Raw genomic sequence first — 16,712 nt, 5'->3', positions numbered from 1 at the left:
GCGCTCTTTCGACGGTGTGACAGCTTATTTAGTCAGTTCAGCAGTCATGTGTACGCGGTTACCTGAGAACGCCTGGGTAATTTTGTAAGATGATGCGCCAGCATCCTGAGCCTGAGCCGCGATTTTAGCTTCTGCGCCATCAATGGTAGAGGCGGTTGCGGTCACGGTCTGTGCAGCGAAAGAACCGAAAGAAGTAGCCAGAACGATTACAGCGACAAAAGTTTTGATGCTTTTCATGATATAAACCCTTTCATTAAGTTGTTTAGGTAAGGCACCGTGCCTTGATGAGATAAATACTAGACCTCATCTCGAACAACTAAAAGCGGAAGGATTTGCTATTATCATTCAAAATTATTGATTAACAATTAATCGCTGCGGATGGGTATAAATCGTCGCCCTTCCCGGCTTGCAGAAGCCCACCAGCGTCAGGTTGCAGCGTTCCGCCACCTCCACCGCCAGCGTGGTCGCCGCCGACACCGCGAACAGAATTTCCACACCGCACATCGCCGATTTTTGCACCATCTCATAGCTGGCGCGGCTGGAAACGAGTGCCGCCCCCTGCATCCAGACAGCACTTTCACGCGCACGGCGACCGAGCAGCTTGTCCAGCGCCACGTGGCGGCCCACGTCCTCGTGGCCCCCGGCAATATCGCCCGACGGCAACACCCATGCCGCCGCATGCGTGCAGCCGCTCAGCTGGCCGATGGGCTGTACATCGTTCAGGTGCTCGAGCGCATGGTCGAGGTGAGCCAGATTAAAGGTCTGAGTAAACGGCAGTGGCGCAACGGGTTTGCCAATATCATTCAGCTGCTCAACGCCACACACGCCGCAGCCGGTACGCCCGGCCAGCGCGCGGCGGCGCTCTTTCAGCCCCATAAAGCGGCGGCTGGAGAGTTCGATTTGCACTTCAAGGCCGTTGCAAGCCTGCACCACATCCATGCCGTAGATCTCCTGCGGATGGTCAATGATGCCTTCCGAGAGGGAAAAACCGATGGCGAACAGCTCGAGATCTTTCGGCGAAGCCATCATCACCACATGGGAGATACCGTTGTAAACGAGCGCAACGGGCACCTCTTCCGCCAGAAAATCCGGCGTGGCATGGGTAATGTGGGGCGGTCTGTGTACCGACAGTTCCACAATGCCCGCAGGCAGGGGGGACGAGTGGGGATCACGGTTTTGTTTAGACACAGCGGTATTCCTGAACAACCACGGAGGTGAGCCTGCTATTGCATCACAAACAACAGGGCTTACGCATAGTATGGATCAACTTTTCAGCATCAAGTTTACCTACTCACTTGTGAGAGGTACAACAAAACGCATGCTACACCCCTTTAACATGCGGGGTTAATAATGTGATTAATATCACACTTTATAGTCAACAGGGTGATAATACGTTCACTTTGTATTAACGCCATTAGAACAGCTGTACCGACATTGTGGTATTCTGATGATATCCCTCGTGGAATTGAGGGATTAACGCAAATTTTTCTCCTTTGCGGTCAATTCTCAACCGCGAAGTTAAAACTACATATGTAAGCAATGTCGAAACAAGGAGTGACCCATGCAGGTCAGCAGAAGGCAGTTCTTTAAGATCTGCGCTGGCGGTATGGCAGGCACCACGGCAGCGGCACTGGGCTTTGCGCCCGGCGTAGCGCTGGCGGAAACGCGGCAGTATAAACTGCTGCGCACCCGTGAAACCCGTAATACCTGTACGTACTGCTCTGTCGGTTGCGGGCTGTTGATGTATAGCCTCGGCGACGGTGCTAAAAACGCCAAAGCGTCTATTTTCCATATCGAAGGCGACCCGGATCATCCGGTCAACCGCGGCGCATTGTGCCCGAAAGGGGCCGGTCTGGTGGACTTTATCCACTCCGAAAGCCGCCTCAAGTTCCCTGAATATCGCGCGCCTGGCTCCGATAAATGGCAGCAAATCAGCTGGGAAGAGGCGTTCGACCGCATCGCAAAACACATTAAAGAAGACCGCGATGCCAACTTTGTTGAGAAGAACGCCGACGGCGTCACGGTCAACCGCTGGCTCTCCACCGGGATGCTGTGTGCCTCTGCTTCCAGCAACGAAACCGGTTATTTAACCCAGAAATTTACGCGCGCACTCGGTATGCTCGCGGTCGACAACCAGGCGCGTGTCTGACACGGACCAACGGTAGCAAGTCTTGCTCCAACATTTGGTCGCGGTGCGATGACCAACCACTGGGTCGACATCAAGAACGCCAACCTCATTGTGGTGATGGGCGGTAACGCCGCTGAAGCGCACCCTGTCGGGTTCCGCTGGGCGATGGAAGCCAAAATCCACAACGGTGCGAAACTGATTGTGATCGATCCCCGCTTTACGCGTACTGCGTCAGTGGCGGATTTCTACACCCCAATTCGTTCAGGTACTGACATCACTTTCCTGTCAGGCGTATTGCTGTACCTGATGACCAACGAAAAATATAACCGCGAATACACCGAAGCCTATACCAACGCCAGCCTGATCGTGCGTGAGGATTACCACTTCGAAGATGGCCTGTTCAGCGGTTACGACGCCGAAAAACGCAAATACGATAAAACCAGCTGGAACTACGAGCTGGATGAAAAAGGCTTTGCGAAGCGCGACACCACCCTGCAACATCCGCGCTGCGTGTGGAACCTGCTGAAAGAGCACGTTTCCCGCTATACGCCGGAGGTGGTTGAGAATATCTGCGGTACGCCGAAGGCTGACTTCCTGAAGGTGTGCGAGCTTATCGCCGAAACCAGCGCGAAAGATAAAACCGCGTCGTTCCTGTACGCCCTCGGCTGGACGCAGCACTCCATCGGCGCGCAGAACATCCGTACCATGGCAATGGTTCAGCTCCTGCTCGGCAACATGGGAATGGCAGGCGGCGGCGTCAACGCCCTGCGCGGTCACTCCAACATTCAGGGTCTGACCGACCTCGGCCTGCTGTCTCAAAGCCTGCCGGGTTACATGAACCTGCCAAGCGAGAAACAGACCGATCTGCAAACCTACCTGACTGCCAGCACGCCTAAACCGCTGCTCGAAGGCCAGGTAAACTACTGGGGCAACTATCCGAAGTTCTTCGTCTCGATGATGAAAGCCTTCTTCGGCGACAAAGCGACGGCTGAAAACAGCTGGGGCTTTGACTGGCTGCCGAAGTGGGACAAGGGTTACGACGTTCTGCAGTATTTCGAGATGATGCACCAGGGCAAAGTGAACGGCTATCTGTGCCAGGGCTTTAACCCGGTTGCCTCGTTCCCGAACAAGAACAAGGTTGTTGAGTCTCTGTCGAAGCTGAAGTTCCTGGTGACGATTGACCCGCTCAATACCGAGACCTCAACCTTCTGGCAGAACCACGGTGAATCGAACGACGTCGATCCGTCGAAGATTCAGACCGAAGTGTTCCGTCTGCCGTCGACCTGCTTCGCGGAAGAGAACGGTTCTATCGTCAACTCCGGACGCTGGCTGCAGTGGCACTGGAAAGGTGCGGACGCCCCGGGCATCGCCATGAACGACGGCGAGATCCTGGCCGGCATCTTCTTACGCCTGCGTAAGATGTATGCGGAAGAAGGCGGCGCGAACCCGGAACCGGTGCTGAACATGACCTGGAACTACTCGACGCCGGAAAACCCAGCGCCGGAAGAAGTGGCGATGGAGAGCAACGGTAAGGCGCTGGCGGACGTTATCGACCCGGCCACCGGTACCGTGCTGGCGAAGAAAGGCGATCAGCTTAGTACCTTCGCGCACCTGCGCGATGACGGTACCACGTCAAGCGGCTGCTGGATCTTTGCCGGTAGCTGGACGCCGAAGGGCAACCAGATGGCCAACCGCGATAACGCCGACCCGTCGGGCCTCGGCAATACGCTGGGCTGGGCATGGGCATGGCCGCTCAACCGCCGCATCCTCTATAACCGCGCATCCGCTGACCCGCAGGGCAACCCGTGGGATCCGAAGCGTCAGCTTCTGAAGTGGGACGGCGCGAAATGGGGCGGCGTTGATATTCCGGACTACAGCACTGCCGCACCGGGCAGCGACGTTGGGCCGTTTATCATGCAGCCTGAAGGAATGGGACGTCTGTTTGCTATCGATAAGATGGCGGAAGGTCCGTTCCCGGAACACTACGAGCCGTTTGAGACGCCGCTGGGTACCAACCCGCTGCACCCGAATGTGGTCTCTAACCCGGCAGCCCGTATCTTTAAGGGCGATTTCGAAGCGCTGGGTAAAAAGGACAAGTTCCCGTACGTGGGTACCACCTACCGTCTGACCGAGCACTTCCACTACTGGACCAAGCACGCGCTGCTTAACGCCATCGCGCAGCCGGAACAGTTCGTGGAGATCGGCGAGAAGCTGGCGGGCAAGCTCGGCATTGCCCATGGCGATACCGTGAAGGTCTCCTCTAACCGCGGCTATATCAAGGCCAAGGCGGTGGTGACCAAGCGTATTCGCACGCTGAACGTTCACGGTCAGCAGGTGGATACCATCGGTATTCCGATCCACTGGGGCTATGAGGGCGTGGCGAAGAAAGGGTTCATTGCGAATACCCTGACGCCGTTCGTCGGCGATGCGAACACGCAGACGCCGGAGTTTAAGGCCTTCCTCGTGAACGTGGAAAAGGTGTAACGGAGACGACTTATGGCTTATCAATCTCAAGACATTATCCGTCGTTCCGCGACAAACAGTTTCACGCCCGCGCCTCAGGCGCGGGACCACCAGCAGGAAGTGGCGAAGCTTATCGACGTGACCACCTGTATCGGCTGTAAAGCCTGTCAGGTGGCGTGCTCGGAGTGGAACGACCTGCGTGACGAAGTGGGTCACAACGTCGGGGTGTACGACAACCCGGCGGACCTGACCGCCAAGTCCTGGACGGTGATGCGTTTCTCGGAAGTTGAGCAGAACGACAAACTGGAATGGCTTATCCGCAAAGACGGCTGTATGCACTGTGCGGATCCGGGCTGCCTGAAGGCATGTCCGTCAGAAGGGGCTATCATTCAGTATGCCAACGGTATCGTCGACTTCCAGTCCGAACAGTGCATCGGCTGCGGCTACTGCATCGCGGGCTGCCCGTTCGACGTACCGCGCCTGAACCCGGAAGACAACCGCGTCTACAAATGCACGCTGTGCGTTGACCGCGTCACCGTCGGCCAGGAGCCAGCGTGCGTGAAGACCTGCCCAACCGGCGCAATCCACTTTGGCTCCAAAGAGGATATGAAAACGCTGGCGGCAGAGCGCGTGGGCGAGCTGAAAACCCGTGGTTACGACAACGCGGGCCTGTACGATCCGGCAGGAGTTGGCGGTACGCACGTGATGTACGTGTTGCACCACGCCGACAAGCCGAACCTGTATCACGGCCTGCCGGAGAACCCGGAAATTAGCGCCACCGTGAAGTTCTGGAAAGGCATCTGGAAACCGCTGGCAGCGGTCGGTTTTGCTGCCACCTTCGCAGCGAGCATCTTCCACTACGTCGGCGTTGGTCCGAACCGCGCGGAAGAGGAAGACGACAACCTGCATGAAGAGAAAGACGAGGTGCGCAAATGAGAAAACGTGACACCATCGTGCGCTACACCGCGCCGGAACGCATCAACCACTGGGTCACCGCCTTCTGCTTCATGCTGGCGGCGATAAGCGGGCTGGGGTTCTTCTTCCCGTCCTTCAACTGGCTGATGCAGGTACTGGGTACGCCGCAGCTGGCGCGCATCCTTCACCCGTTCGTGGGTGTGGTGATGTTTGCCTCGTTTATCATCATGTTTTTCCGCTACTGGCACCATAACCTAATCAATCGGGATGATATCTTTTGGGCGAAGAATATTCGTAAGATCGTCGTCAACGAGGAAGTGGGTGATACCGGGCGTTATAACTTCGGCCAGAAATGCGTATTCTGGGCGGCGATTATCTTCCTGGTCCTGTTGCTGGTGAGCGGCGTGATCATCTGGCGTCCGTACTTTGCGCCTGCTTTCTCAATCCCGGTGATCCGATTTGCGCTGATGCTGCATTCATTTGCCGCAGTGGCGTTAATTGTGGTTATCATGGTGCATATCTACGCCGCCCTCTGGGTGAAAGGCACCATTACCGCGATGGTGGAAGGATGGGTAACCAGTACGTGGGCGAAGAAGCATCACCCGCGCTGGTACCGTGAAGTCCGCCAGAAACAGGAAAAGTCATCTGAATGAGTATTCGCATAATCCCGCAAGATGAGCTGGGGTCGAGCGAGAAACGCACGGCGGATTATATTCCGCCGTTGTTATTCCCCAGACTCAAGAACCTCTACAACCGCCGCGCAGAGCGTCTGCGCGAGCTGGCAGAGAACAACCCGCTGGGTGATTTTCTGCGCTTTGCCGCGCTGGTTGCCCACGCGCAGGAAGTGGTGCTGTACGACCACCCGCTGCAAATGGATCTGACCGCGCGCATTAAAGAAGCCAACGCGCAGGGCAAGCCGCCGCTGGACATTCACGTCCTGCCGCGCGACAAGCACTGGCAAAAACTACTGCATTCTCTGATTGCCGAGCTGAAGCCGGAGATGAGCGGTACCGCGCTGGCGGTCATTGAGAATCTGGAAAAAGCCTCTGACCTGGAGCTGGAAGAGATGGCGAGCGCGCTGTTTGCCTCCGACTTCGCTCTGGTGAGCAGCGATAAAGCGCCGTTTATCTGGGCTGCGCTGTCGCTCTACTGGGCGCAAATGGCAAGCCTGATCCCCGGTAAAGCCCGCGCCGAATACGGCGAGGCGCGCCAGTTCTGCCCAGTCTGCGGCTCCATGCCGGTATCGAGCATGGTGCAAATCGGCACCACTCAGGGGCTGCGCTACCTGCACTGCAACCTGTGTGAAACCGAGTGGCACGTGGTGCGCATCAAGTGCAGCAACTGCGAGCAGACCCGCGATCTGAACTACTGGTCGCTGGAAAATGAAGAAGCGGCAGTGAAAGCCGAAAGCTGCGGCGACTGCGGCACTTACCTGAAGATTCTGTATCAGGAAAAAGACCCGAAAGTCGAAGCCGTGGCCGACGATCTCGCCTCGCTGATTCTGGACGCGAAGATGGAGCAGGAGGGCTTTGCCCGCAGCTCGATCAACCCGTTCCTGTTCCCGGGTGAAGGGGAGTAATTCCCTCTGACAATGCCGGGCGGTGCGAGCTTGCCTGGCCTACAGCTGGTAAGGTGAAACGACCCCGGTGATGCCCGAAAAGTCTTTCGTATTGCGTGAGATTAACGGGCAACTTCTGCTCTGAGCTGTGGCCAGAATGATAGCATCAGGCAGTTTCATTCCATGCTTCTCGCGCAAAATTACACTTCTTTCAGCGATATCTCGGGTGATATCAATAATCTCAAATACGCCCATCACTGTCGCAGTTTTCGCTTCGTGACCATGTTTGCGGGCCCCCACCATGACTTCCATCCATGTGATCAGACTAATGGCTCGATGAGAAGCTGTGCGATCAATTGCATCCGCAGCCTCAACGCGATTATTAAAAAGATCGATGAGTATATTGGTATCGAACACCGCCATGCGCTCCATGATTACCACTCCTCACGCAGCTTGCGTTCATACTCAAGCCCATCTTCCTGCTGGTTTCCCCACAAGCCAAGCGCATCGCGGATAACCGATGAACTCTGCTGGTCGAGATATTGCTCAATGGCTTCCCGAAGCAATTCGGCACGAGGCCGGTTACGCAGCTGCTTCAGATTATCCAGTCGTTGAATTACGTCATCAGACAAATCGATCAGAATTCTGCCCATATCAAGATCCGCGGAAAGAATCATATATCACCTTAGTATATCACTATTGTCTATTTTCAAGGCAACATACGCTTTCATTCAGAAGGGTTAAAGCCCGTAGCTATAGTTTTCCTGCTATTTGCGAAGCGCTTTCCAGATTTATAGTCCTCGACAATTTTCTTATTTTCTTTTGAATCAAACCAGGTTATAAAGCTGTATATCCATACAGTTAAAGGGAATTTTCATGGCACTGGAACAGGGTATTGCGCAGCTGGTTAAGGGATTTATCGCTGCAGGCCGGCCTTCGTCACGTCGACAGACCATTGAGGTACGACGAGCAGGGTACATTGCCAGCACGGGGCTTGCCGGGAAGACAGAAACGCGCGTTCAGGTAGAGACGCTAGTGCTTGAGGGCCTTACCATTCGGGTATTTTCACCTCTTAATGCCCCTGAAATATTGCCTGCTGCCATCTACTATCACGGCGGATGCTTTATCAGCGGCGGCTTTGATACCCATGACAACCAACTCCGTCAGTTAGCCTGCTACGGCAATTGCCGGGTGATCGCGGTTCAGTACAGGTTGGCGCCGGAGCATACCTTCCCCGCCGCACATGACGATGCTGAAAGAGGTGCAGATCTGGTCTGGAAGTATGCGGACAAATTAGGCGTGGATAAGAACCGGCTCACCCTCTGTGGAGACAGCGCGGGAGGGCATCTGGCGCTGGTGACGTCATTGCGGCTCAACACTAGAGGACAATGGAAACCCGTACAGCTCATTCTTATCTATCCTATGCTCGACGCCACCGCCAGTTTTGAAAGCTATGCCCTCAATGGCACGGATTATATTATCACCCGCGATACCCTGCTCAGCGGGTATGAAATGTATCTTGCAGAGACTGACCGCCAGCATCCGGAAGCCAGCCCGCTGTGGCGCGATGATTTTTACGGGCTTCCGCCAGTGCATATCATTACCGCAGAGTACGATCCGCTTTGCGATGAGGGAGAAATGTTGTATCAGCATCTGACTGAGCAGGGTGTGAAGTGTACCGCTCAGCGCTGGCTGGGCGTCATCCATGGCTTCTTTCAGCTTGGCGGCGTCAGCCAGTCAGCGCGAGACGTTATGCGGGATATCGCCGGGCGGATTAACCACGCCCGAGGAGAGTGAACAGAAGATTACTCCTCCTCGTTCCCACCCTCTTCATACGCGCCGAAGGGCTTCGCTGGAAGAACAATGTAGGTGCCTTCAAACACCGCACCCGGTGTTTTATCGCCAAACAGTTCAACCTGCATTTGTACGCGGGCTTTGCGGCCGCGCGCCAGGCGGTCCAGATCGCCGCCCAGTGACCCCAGATCGGCCACGGCGCTCGGCTTGCCGCTTATCGGTGCGCTATAGCGGATGTGAGCATCAGCAAGAATAATGGTGCCGCCCAGATGGCGCTCGCGAAGCATCAGCCAGATGAGCCCCCAGCCGGTGAGCGTGGCAAGTGAGAAAAGACTTCCGGCAAACAGAGTGTGGTGCGGGTTTTGATTGCCGGTTTCCGGCATGGTGGTAATAAATTTTTGTCCGGTGTACTGCTGAATGCGCACACCCATTTTTTCGCTGAGCGGAATGTGCTGATACCAGGCCTGCTGCAGCTGTCCACACCAGTCGGCGCGATGAAGAATATCATCCAGCGTGGCGATGGGTTTGATCATCAAAAAATGACGAATCGGCGTGGTTTGTGGGGTCGTGATTTCCCCCTGATTCACAAAGCCGAGTTTGGCGAAAAAATCTACGGCATCTTCTCGGGCACTACAGGTAACGCGCTTAACGCCTTCCTGACGGGCGACGGACTCAAGGGTCATCGCCATTAGCGTTCCCAGACCTTTGTCCTGAACGGAGGGATGAACTGCCATAAAGCGAATCGACGCTTCGTTATCGGCGTTGATATACAAACGCCCGACGGCGACGAGGTTACCCTCTTCGTCCATCACCATCTGATGGTGGGCCATCGCATCCCAGGCGTCGCGTTCAGATCCTTTTGGCTGATGCAGTGGCTTGCGCAGCATTTCCCAGCGGAACTGGTAATAAGCGTCTAACTCTTCTTCCGTTTGCGGTACTCGAAGGTGATACATAGCTGTACTCTCTCTTGTTACCCGCGGCCACGCCGCCAGTTGGCTCATACCTGGAGCCAGAATGTGACGGGGCCATCGTTCACCAGCGAAACCTGCATATCTGCAGCGAATCGTCCAGTTTGTGTATTCATTTCCTGCTGGCGACAACGCTCAACAAAGTACTCGTAAAGTGCTTCTGCACGATCCGGCGCGGCGCCTTTGGAGAAGCTCGGACGCATGCCGCGCTCGGTATCCGCAGCCAGCGTAAACTGGGAAACCACCAGCACGCTGCCGCCCGCCTGCTGGACGTTCAGGTTCATCTTGCCTTCCGCATCGCTGAAAATACGGTAGCCCAGCACGCGCTCACACAAGCGGTTGGCTTTTTGTTCGTCGTCATCCTTTTCGACACCTAACAACACCAAAAGTCCTGGGCCAATTTCACCCGTCACCTCTCCCTCCACGGTGACGCTGGCACGGGTTACGCGCTGTATCAATGCAATCATGGTTGGTCTGCTTCTAATTGTTTTTCAGCTTCTGCTGCTTTTTTAAGTTCGCGGTACACACCGAGAGTGACAGTTATTTCGGCACCAAGCAAGACGATACACCAGGTCCAGTAGACCCATACAAACAAAATGGGGATCACCGCCAGCACGCCGTAAATCAGCTGATAGGACGGAAACATGGTGATGTAGAGGGCAAACCCTTTTTTACCGAGCTCAAAAAGCAACGCCGCCACCAGCGCGCCCACAACCGCATCGCGGTTAGGCACGCGCGTGGTCGGCACGACGCTGTAGAGCAGCCAGAAAGAAAGCCACGACAGGATCAGCGGAAAGATGCGAAGCGCATTATCAATTACGCCGTTTAAATCACTCGCCCAGCGCAAGGAGAGAAGATACGAACTGATCGCCAGGCTCGCCCCGGCCAGCAGCGGCCCCAGCGTAAGAATCATCCAGTACACGGCAAAGGAATAGACCTTTGGCCGCGCTTTTTTACTTCGCCAGATCGTGTTCAGCGCATTATCAATGGCGTACATCAACAGCAGCGCGGTAACGATAAGACCGCACGCCCCCACTGCCGTCATCTTGCTGGAATTGGCAACAAACTGCTCAATGTAGTTCTGAATGACATCCCCGGTTGCAGGAATGAAATTCGCGAAGACAAAATGACGAAGCTGCAGGCTGACGTCCGCAAACATCGGAAAGGCGGAAAACAGGGCAAAGATGACCGCCACCAGCGGCACTAATGAAAGCAACGACACGTAGGCGAGGTTACCCGCCAGCGTGGTCATGTTGTCCTCATCAATACGGTGCCAGAGCAGTTTCAGCCAGGCCCTTAGGGGGCGAGTATGATGCGTGGCTTTTTGATGAACGGTTTTTAGCATAGCTGCTTCGCAAAGTAGTTTGGTATCGTCTCTTTTCCGGTCACCAGAATTGACGTTATACCCAACTGGTTAGCTCCCTCTATATTATCGGCGTTGTCGTCAAAAAAGACCGCATCGGCCGCGGTGAATCCTTCCGCCTGGAGAACAGCCTGATAAATGCGTGCTTCAGGTTTACGCATGCCCATCTCCTGCGAGAGATAGATGTTATCGGCCGCCGCCTTAACTTCAGGATATTCCTCAGGCCAGAACGTGGTATGCAGGCGGTTGGTATTTGACAACACAACGACCCGATGGCCCTGCTCGCGAAGCTTGTGCATGATGTCGATCGCTTCAGGCCGGATGGCGACAAATACTGCCTGCCAGCCGTGAGAAAACTGCTCGTAGCTTAACGGTAGATCCATCTCCTGGCAGAAACGTTCAGCAAATTCTTCATCGTCGATCTCGCCGCGTTCATGCTGATGGAAGGTCTCGCCCATCGCGAAATTTTGCTTCAGTGTCGCCAGCGGAACGCGGCTAAAGTCGCTCCATGCACCCAGCACACGATTAAAATCGATATCGACGATTACGTTTCCTAAATCAAAGATATAAAGCATGTTTATCTCCTGCTCGCCGTGGAGAGGTAACTGTAGCGGGAAAGATAAAGTTTGGCTATGCACGAGATTCAGCTGAGAGGCAGCAGTATGAAAAACAAAAATTTAGCCCAGGAAGATGATATTGGCTTTCGGGCGATAGGCTGGGATGGGTTTTATTTAAGTGCGTTTTTGCGAGGATATACTTTTTAGTTCATTTTGCAAAAAATTATAGAAAAACGCTTCCATAAACTTTTTCTCATCACCATATTCCCCAGTTTTTGCCATGGCAATCCCATTTCTCGCGGCTTTGCGAGAAATTGCAACAAGTCTACTTTACTTAAATTTACATTTAGATACAAATACTCTATTTATCTTCTTTTTTATAATGCTAAGTTTACATTACTTTACACATGGAGCTGCACTTTCGTGAAGATTAAAAAGGGATACGTCCTCAGTGCCGTTTTAATAGCAATACTCTGCGCATTCGCTATTTATTCATACAATGCCTACCAATTTAAAAAAGCCAGCAGAGATATTTTATATCAACTCTCTAGCCAATTAATTGTGAAGCAAGGGCTTGAACCAAAATCTTCAACCCACCTCGTTTTTGATACGTTATATATCGACGGAAACATATCCAAAGATGATGACAAAATCATTGTGGGACTTATCAAAAAAAACCTTATCCCTGTCAGAACAATATCGATAAACAGTGGTGGCGGCGATGTCGAAACTGCAATCAATATAGCACGAATTATTCATGATAAAGAAATTAACATTGAGATCAGGAGATTATGCCTTTCTTCCTGTGCTAACTATCTTTTCCCAGCGGCAAAAAACAAAATCATCAACTATGGTTCGATTATTGGTTTCCATGGGTCACCTAATTCTGATGACAATAAGTTAACAACTACAGTTAACGGAGAAATCAATACAGACACAACGATAACAGATCGCATTTTCTCAGAAATAAGAAAAACGGATAAAGCATTCTACAAAGATATAAATGTGTCATGGATGATGCCACTTTGCGGGCAAAAAGAAAATATTGGTGATCCAGACACAGGTCTGTCGACGTACAGCGAAAAGGATTTTACGCGTTTTGGCGTAAAAAACATTTCATTCACGGATGGTGAAATGGTATGGAAAAAGTCTATGGATATTATGGGTATACCTTTTGCTCACTATTGCAAGGAACATTAATAATGCGTGAACTCAATGAAAGTGAATTAAGCAACGTCAGCGGCGCAGGAATGTGGGGTTCTATCGGTAGTGCGATTGGTGGGATGTTCGGTGGTGGTAGTGCTGGTTGTAATGGCAGCTATTCTCACACCAGCACCACTAATAAAGATGGTTCTCACTCTGAAAGCACATCCTTTAGCGGTGGTTGCTCGGTTAACGTTGGTGGTAAAAGCGGTGGTTCATCAAAAGGTAATGGTGGTTCGAAAAGTGGTGGCGGCCGCCAGGGTAATGATCACGGTAGACATTAATTCCTGAATCATTATAACTCATAGCCGCTGATATTTAGCGGCTATTTCCACCCTGCAAGAGGCCAGATATGTTTCGCAAGGAAGCTATTGAATATCAGAGTACCCGGTGGGAAGGGAAAGCCGTTCTTCTGCCGGGCATCCCTTTTGCTTTTATCATATTGCTCAGCATTGTTTTTATTGCTTCCATTTCTATTTTTATTACCAAAGGTTCCTATACCCGTCGCGTCATCGTTCACGGTGAGGTAACCACTTTCCCTGGCTCAGTGAATATCTCTGCATCAATGCAGGGTACAGTCGTGAAGAGTTTTGTTAATGAAGGCGATCGCGTAAAAAAAGGTGACGCCCTCTTTCTCATTCATTCGGGTGTATCGACGCAATCAGGCCTGGTTGATGAAAATAAAAAAAAGGAGATCGCGCTACAGATAAACAGTATCAGCGTAATGATGGCAAATTTGAACGCTTCAAAAAAACGTACTCTCGCTGCGCTAACAACTCAAAAAGATCATTATCAGTCCAGTTTTAATACCTCATCTGGGTTACTCGTGCAGGCTGAACGGGAACTGAATCAGATTGAGAAGAACGTTAACGATTACCGTAGTTATCAGGAAAAAGGTCTGGTCACCAAAGACCAGATGAGCAGTCAAAACGCACTACTCTATCAACAGCAGAGCAATGTTTCTGACCTGGTCGCCAGAAAATCACAAGACCAGGTTCAGGTCGATACGCTCAATCAGCAGATCCAGTCCCAGGGCGCTGATTATGACCATCAGATTTACCAGCTTGAGCAACAAAAATACGAGCTGGAAAAAGAAAAGTTAAATACAGAAGCGGAAGGTAATTATGTCATCGAGGCAACAGCCGATGGCTTAATCGACTCCATCAATACGGCGCAAGGTAAGATGATCGGCGCAGGCGATGTACTGGCGCGAGTTCAGCAGAATATCCATTCACCATGCTATCTCGAAACCTGGGTTCCCGATGAAGTTCTTCCTTATCTGGCGATTGGCCAGCGCGTTAATGTCAGTTACGACGCCTTTCCTTATGAAAAATTTGGTCAGTTCAGGGCATCAATATCAGCAATATCCAGGCTTCCGGCATCGAAGCCAGAACTCCTGTCAAAACAGACCATCGCACACGAATTCTATGACGATAAAAAGTCCTGGTACAAAATCATGATCAAACCTGACCTACAGTCTGTGCAAGTTCATGGAAAACAACTCTCACTGAGCCAGGGAGCCAAAGCGCAGATTTCTCTTTTCCTTGAAAAGAGACATATCTATGAGTGGTTATTATCGCCCTTTTACGAAATGAAAATGAGCGTAACGGACGCGGGTAATGAATAAACTTTATACACTTGAGACGCTGCTGCACAAGTTGGATTTGAGGATATTTAAACGCATCCCAGTTGTCTTTCAAACTGAAGCGTCTGAATGTGGCCTGGCCTGTCTTTCAATGATATGCAGTTTTTATGGCAAGCAGGTCGATCTACTGCAACTCCGGCAACAATTCAATTTGTCATCACGTGGGGTCAACCTTCATGCGATAAAAGCAATTGCCAGTGAACTGGAGATGTCGTCACGCGCATTGTCCGTGGACCTTCAGGAATTACATGCCGTGCGTAAGCCCTGCATATTGCATTGGGATTTTAACCATTTTGTCGTACTGATTAAGGTCGATAAGAACAGCGCGGTGATCCACGACCCTGCGTTTGGACGACGGGTGATTAGCATGCCTGAATTGTCCCAACATTTTACTGGTGTTGTGCTTGAGGTATGGCCGGGAACCACTTTCTCAGTTCAAAAGAAGAAAAACAGGTTAAAAGCCTCCACGTTATTAAAGAATATCAACGGACTGATGACATCACTGGCGAAGATATTTTTCTTATCGCTGGTGATTGAGTTGATCAGCCTGCTGTTGCCTGTGGGAACACAATTAGTCACGGATCATGTCATTGCATCCGGAGATTACGGTTTACTTAATATCATCTGTCTTGGGCTGTTTATTCTGATTCTGTTACGTTTGACGGTCAGTATCATTCGCTCCTGGACCACGCTGATACTGGGAACACTCATCGACGTCCAGTGGAGTTTTAGCCTTTTTTCTCACCTTATTAAGCTACCAACCACCTATTTTGAAAGACGCAAACTGGGGGACATTCAGTCTCGTTTCCACTCACTTGATGTTATACGGGCCACTTTTACCACAGGTTTAACTGGTAGCATTATTGATACGCTAATGCTCATGGGTTTGCTGGTAATGATGTTTTTATACAACCTTCAGCTCAGCATGATAGTGGTCTCTTTTACCGCAATATACACCTTCATTCGGTTTGCTACCTATCGATACTATCGCCAGTTATCCGAAGAAGAGTTAATCAAGGAAGCACGTCTTAATTCTTATTTTATGGAAACCCTGTACGGTATCGCGACGATTAAGATTCAGGGGATGACTGACCTGAGAATCAATAACTGGTTTAATCTTTTTTCAGATAAGGTCAATACCGGCATTCGTTTGACGCGAATGGATCTCTTCTTTGGTGGTGTCGTCTCTTTTATCGCTGCCTGCGACCAAATTGTTATCCTGTGGGTTAGCGGCAGGCTGATGATGGATAGTCATTTAACCATCGGTATGTTTATCGCGTTTAATACCTTCAGGAGTCAGTTCTATGACCGAATAAATGCCCTGATCAACTTTATCATTCAGCTGAAGCTCATCAACTTACATAATGAACGCGTAGCCGATATTGCGCTGCAGGAAGCATCTTCTTCAACGGCCACCAGCCCGCTGCGTTTACCACACGGAGCCTTAACGCTCGAAACTCAGGATCTGACCTACCGTTATGATAACCATGCGGACCCTATATTCAGCAAACTGAATCTGACCATTCATGCCGGGGAGAGTATTGCTATTACGGGCGTATCGGGTGCAGGTAAAAGCACCTTGATGAAAGTGTTGTGCGGTTTATTCGAACCGTCGAACGGCTGCGTCCGAATTAATGGCATTGATATTAAGCAACTTGGTTTTGAGCATTATGCTGAACGCATTGCCTGTATCATGCAGGAAGATAAGTTGTTTTCAGGCTCTATCAAAGAGAATATCGCCGGTTTTCGGCCTGACATTGACGAGCAGTGGATGGTGCAATGCGCCATCGCAAGCCATATTCATAATGACATTTTAAAGCTACCAATGGGTTACGAGACACTGATTGGTGAACTTGGGGAAGGGTTGTCCGGGGGTCAAAAACAGCGGATTTATATTGCCCGGGCATTATACCGCAAACCGGGTATTTTATTCATGGACGAGGCGACCAGCCACCTTGATAAAACCAGTGAAAGTCAGGTCAATCAGTCTATACAGGAGATGAACATCACCAGGATTATTATCGCGCATCGCGAAACCACGATTGCATCGGCAGATCGGGTGTTCGTGATAAATGGAGCAGAGTTACCCTAATCCCTGAATTTCGCAGGAAAGAGATA

At 51.7% G+C, this 16,712-nt stretch carries 17 protein-coding genes; 9 read left to right on the top strand and 8 right to left on the bottom strand.

Features of this window, described 5'->3' with window-relative positions:
• Window positions 1-24: 24 nt before the first annotated feature.
• Window positions 25-237 carry a YdgH/BhsA/McbA family protein gene (locus AC27FC_RS20755; protein ID WP_196355213.1) on the bottom strand — a complete coding sequence of 71 codons (213 nt, stop codon included), beginning with the start codon at window positions 235-237 and terminating at the stop codon, window positions 25-27.
• 114 nt (window positions 238-351) lie between these two features.
• Complete coding sequence (gene fdhD, locus AC27FC_RS20750) at window positions 352-1,188, bottom strand: formate dehydrogenase accessory sulfurtransferase FdhD (RefSeq protein WP_196355214.1); 837 nt, start codon at window positions 1,186-1,188, stop codon at window positions 352-354.
• A 373-nt stretch (window positions 1,189-1,561) separates the two neighbouring features.
• On the opposite strand from fdhD, the gene fdnG reads away from it, so the two are divergent.
• Genes fdnG through fdhE form a run of 4 tightly spaced genes read left to right on the top strand, consistent with a single transcriptional unit; the run spans window position 1,562 to window position 7,085 of the window.
• Window positions 1,562-4,612, top strand: coding sequence for a formate dehydrogenase-N subunit alpha (fdnG, locus tag AC27FC_RS20745; RefSeq protein WP_094935278.1), 3,051 nt, complete (start codon window positions 1,562-1,564; stop codon window positions 4,610-4,612).
• Between the two features lie 12 nt (window positions 4,613-4,624).
• Complete coding sequence (gene fdxH / locus AC27FC_RS20740; protein WP_010436855.1) at window positions 4,625-5,527, top strand: formate dehydrogenase subunit beta; 903 nt, start codon at window positions 4,625-4,627, stop codon at window positions 5,525-5,527.
• A complete protein-coding gene (fdoI, locus tag AC27FC_RS20735; RefSeq protein ID WP_010436852.1) occupies window positions 5,524-6,159 on the top strand; it encodes a formate dehydrogenase cytochrome b556 subunit in 636 nt (211 codons plus the stop codon). The genes fdxH and fdoI overlap by 4 nt, the downstream gene beginning before the upstream one ends.
• Window positions 6,156-7,085, top strand: coding sequence for a formate dehydrogenase accessory protein FdhE (fdhE, locus tag AC27FC_RS20730; RefSeq protein ID WP_023309751.1), 930 nt, complete (start codon window positions 6,156-6,158; stop codon window positions 7,083-7,085). Before fdoI ends, fdhE begins: the two co-directional genes overlap by 4 nt.
• Before the next feature lie 39 nt (window positions 7,086-7,124).
• Here the strand turns inward: fdhE and AC27FC_RS20725 are convergent, their stop codons facing one another.
• Window positions 7,125-7,496, bottom strand: coding sequence for a type II toxin-antitoxin system VapC family toxin (locus AC27FC_RS20725; RefSeq protein WP_094935277.1), 372 nt, complete (start codon window positions 7,494-7,496; stop codon window positions 7,125-7,127).
• Between the two features lie 2 nt (window positions 7,497-7,498).
• On the bottom strand, window positions 7,499-7,741 hold the full coding sequence (locus AC27FC_RS20720) for a ribbon-helix-helix domain-containing protein (protein WP_094935276.1): 243 nt from the start codon (window positions 7,739-7,741) through the stop codon (window positions 7,499-7,501).
• Window positions 7,742-7,940: 199 nt separating this feature from the next.
• Between AC27FC_RS20720 and AC27FC_RS20715 the strand changes: the two genes are divergently transcribed.
• Window positions 7,941-8,861 carry an alpha/beta hydrolase gene (locus AC27FC_RS20715; RefSeq protein WP_094935275.1) on the top strand — a complete coding sequence of 307 codons (921 nt, stop codon included), beginning with the start codon at window positions 7,941-7,943 and terminating at the stop codon, window positions 8,859-8,861.
• Window positions 8,862-8,869: 8 nt separating this feature from the next.
• Here the strand turns inward: AC27FC_RS20715 and fabY are convergent, their stop codons facing one another.
• Genes fabY through yihX form a run of 4 tightly spaced genes read right to left on the bottom strand, consistent with a single transcriptional unit; the run spans window position 8,870 to window position 11,764 of the window.
• A complete protein-coding gene (gene fabY / locus AC27FC_RS20710; RefSeq protein WP_039264191.1) occupies window positions 8,870-9,811 on the bottom strand; it encodes a fatty acid biosynthesis protein FabY in 942 nt (313 codons plus the stop codon).
• A 44-nt stretch (window positions 9,812-9,855) separates the two neighbouring features.
• A complete protein-coding gene (gene dtd, locus AC27FC_RS20705; protein WP_008501836.1) occupies window positions 9,856-10,293 on the bottom strand; it encodes a D-aminoacyl-tRNA deacylase in 438 nt (145 codons plus the stop codon).
• On the bottom strand, window positions 10,290-11,171 hold the full coding sequence (locus AC27FC_RS20700; RefSeq protein ID WP_033146965.1) for a virulence factor BrkB family protein: 882 nt from the start codon (window positions 11,169-11,171) through the stop codon (window positions 10,290-10,292). Before AC27FC_RS20700 ends, dtd begins: the two co-directional genes overlap by 4 nt.
• Window positions 11,165-11,764 (bottom strand): glucose-1-phosphatase, encoded by a 600-nt coding sequence (gene yihX, locus AC27FC_RS20695; RefSeq protein ID WP_094935274.1) that lies wholly within the window; start codon window positions 11,762-11,764, stop codon window positions 11,165-11,167. The genes AC27FC_RS20700 and yihX overlap by 7 nt, the downstream gene beginning before the upstream one ends.
• A gap of 405 nt (window positions 11,765-12,169) precedes the next feature.
• Between yihX and AC27FC_RS20690 the strand changes: the two genes are divergently transcribed.
• The 4 genes from AC27FC_RS20690 (at window position 12,170) to AC27FC_RS20675 (ending at window position 16,686) form a co-directional block, all read left to right on the top strand.
• Entirely contained in the window at window positions 12,170-12,946 is a 777-nt protein-coding gene (locus AC27FC_RS20690) for a hypothetical protein (protein WP_047059145.1), read from the top strand.
• 2 nt (window positions 12,947-12,948) lie between these two features.
• Window positions 12,949-13,233 carry a hypothetical protein gene (locus tag AC27FC_RS20685; RefSeq protein WP_023309759.1) on the top strand — a complete coding sequence of 95 codons (285 nt, stop codon included), beginning with the start codon at window positions 12,949-12,951 and terminating at the stop codon, window positions 13,231-13,233.
• A 68-nt stretch (window positions 13,234-13,301) separates the two neighbouring features.
• Window positions 13,302-14,576: an HlyD family secretion protein gene (locus AC27FC_RS20680; protein WP_045888496.1), complete on the top strand. Its 1,275-nt coding sequence runs from the start codon at window positions 13,302-13,304 to the stop codon at window positions 14,574-14,576.
• A complete protein-coding gene (locus AC27FC_RS20675) occupies window positions 14,569-16,686 on the top strand; it encodes a peptidase domain-containing ABC transporter (RefSeq protein ID WP_094935272.1) in 2,118 nt (705 codons plus the stop codon). Before AC27FC_RS20680 ends, AC27FC_RS20675 begins: the two co-directional genes overlap by 8 nt.
• Window positions 16,687-16,712: the final 26 nt, after the last annotated feature.

This window comes from Enterobacter sp. C3_dUdeg (assembly GCF_057536195.1).
Note: the sequence above shows the minus strand (reverse complement) of the source record. Positions and strands in the feature narration are given on the sequence as shown.

Coding starts and splice junctions, on each gene's coding strand:
- AC27FC_RS20755 (WP_196355213.1), bottom strand. CDS start 237: ATGAAAAGCATCAAAACTTTTGTCGCTGTAATCGTTCTGGCTACTTCT.
- fdxH (WP_010436855.1), top strand. CDS start 4,625: ATGGCTTATCAATCTCAAGACATTATCCGTCGTTCCGCGACAAACAGT.
- fdoI (WP_010436852.1), top strand. CDS start 5,524: ATGAGAAAACGTGACACCATCGTGCGCTACACCGCGCCGGAACGCATC.
- fdhE (WP_023309751.1), top strand. CDS start 6,156: ATGAGTATTCGCATAATCCCGCAAGATGAGCTGGGGTCGAGCGAGAAA.
- AC27FC_RS20725 (WP_094935277.1), bottom strand. CDS start 7,496: ATGGAGCGCATGGCGGTGTTCGATACCAATATACTCATCGATCTTTTT.
- AC27FC_RS20720 (WP_094935276.1), bottom strand. CDS start 7,741: ATGATTCTTTCCGCGGATCTTGATATGGGCAGAATTCTGATCGATTTG.
- AC27FC_RS20715 (WP_094935275.1), top strand. CDS start 7,941: ATGGCACTGGAACAGGGTATTGCGCAGCTGGTTAAGGGATTTATCGCT.
- fabY (WP_039264191.1), bottom strand. CDS start 9,811: ATGTATCACCTTCGAGTACCGCAAACGGAAGAAGAGTTAGACGCTTAT.
- dtd (WP_008501836.1), bottom strand. CDS start 10,293: ATGATTGCATTGATACAGCGCGTAACCCGTGCCAGCGTCACCGTGGAG.
- AC27FC_RS20700 (WP_033146965.1), bottom strand. CDS start 11,171: ATGCTAAAAACCGTTCATCAAAAAGCCACGCATCATACTCGCCCCCTA.
- yihX (WP_094935274.1), bottom strand. CDS start 11,764: ATGCTTTATATCTTTGATTTAGGAAACGTAATCGTCGATATCGATTTT.
- AC27FC_RS20685 (WP_023309759.1), top strand. CDS start 12,949: ATGCGTGAACTCAATGAAAGTGAATTAAGCAACGTCAGCGGCGCAGGA.
- AC27FC_RS20680 (WP_045888496.1), top strand. CDS start 13,302: ATGTTTCGCAAGGAAGCTATTGAATATCAGAGTACCCGGTGGGAAGGG.
- AC27FC_RS20675 (WP_094935272.1), top strand. CDS start 14,569: ATGAATAAACTTTATACACTTGAGACGCTGCTGCACAAGTTGGATTTG.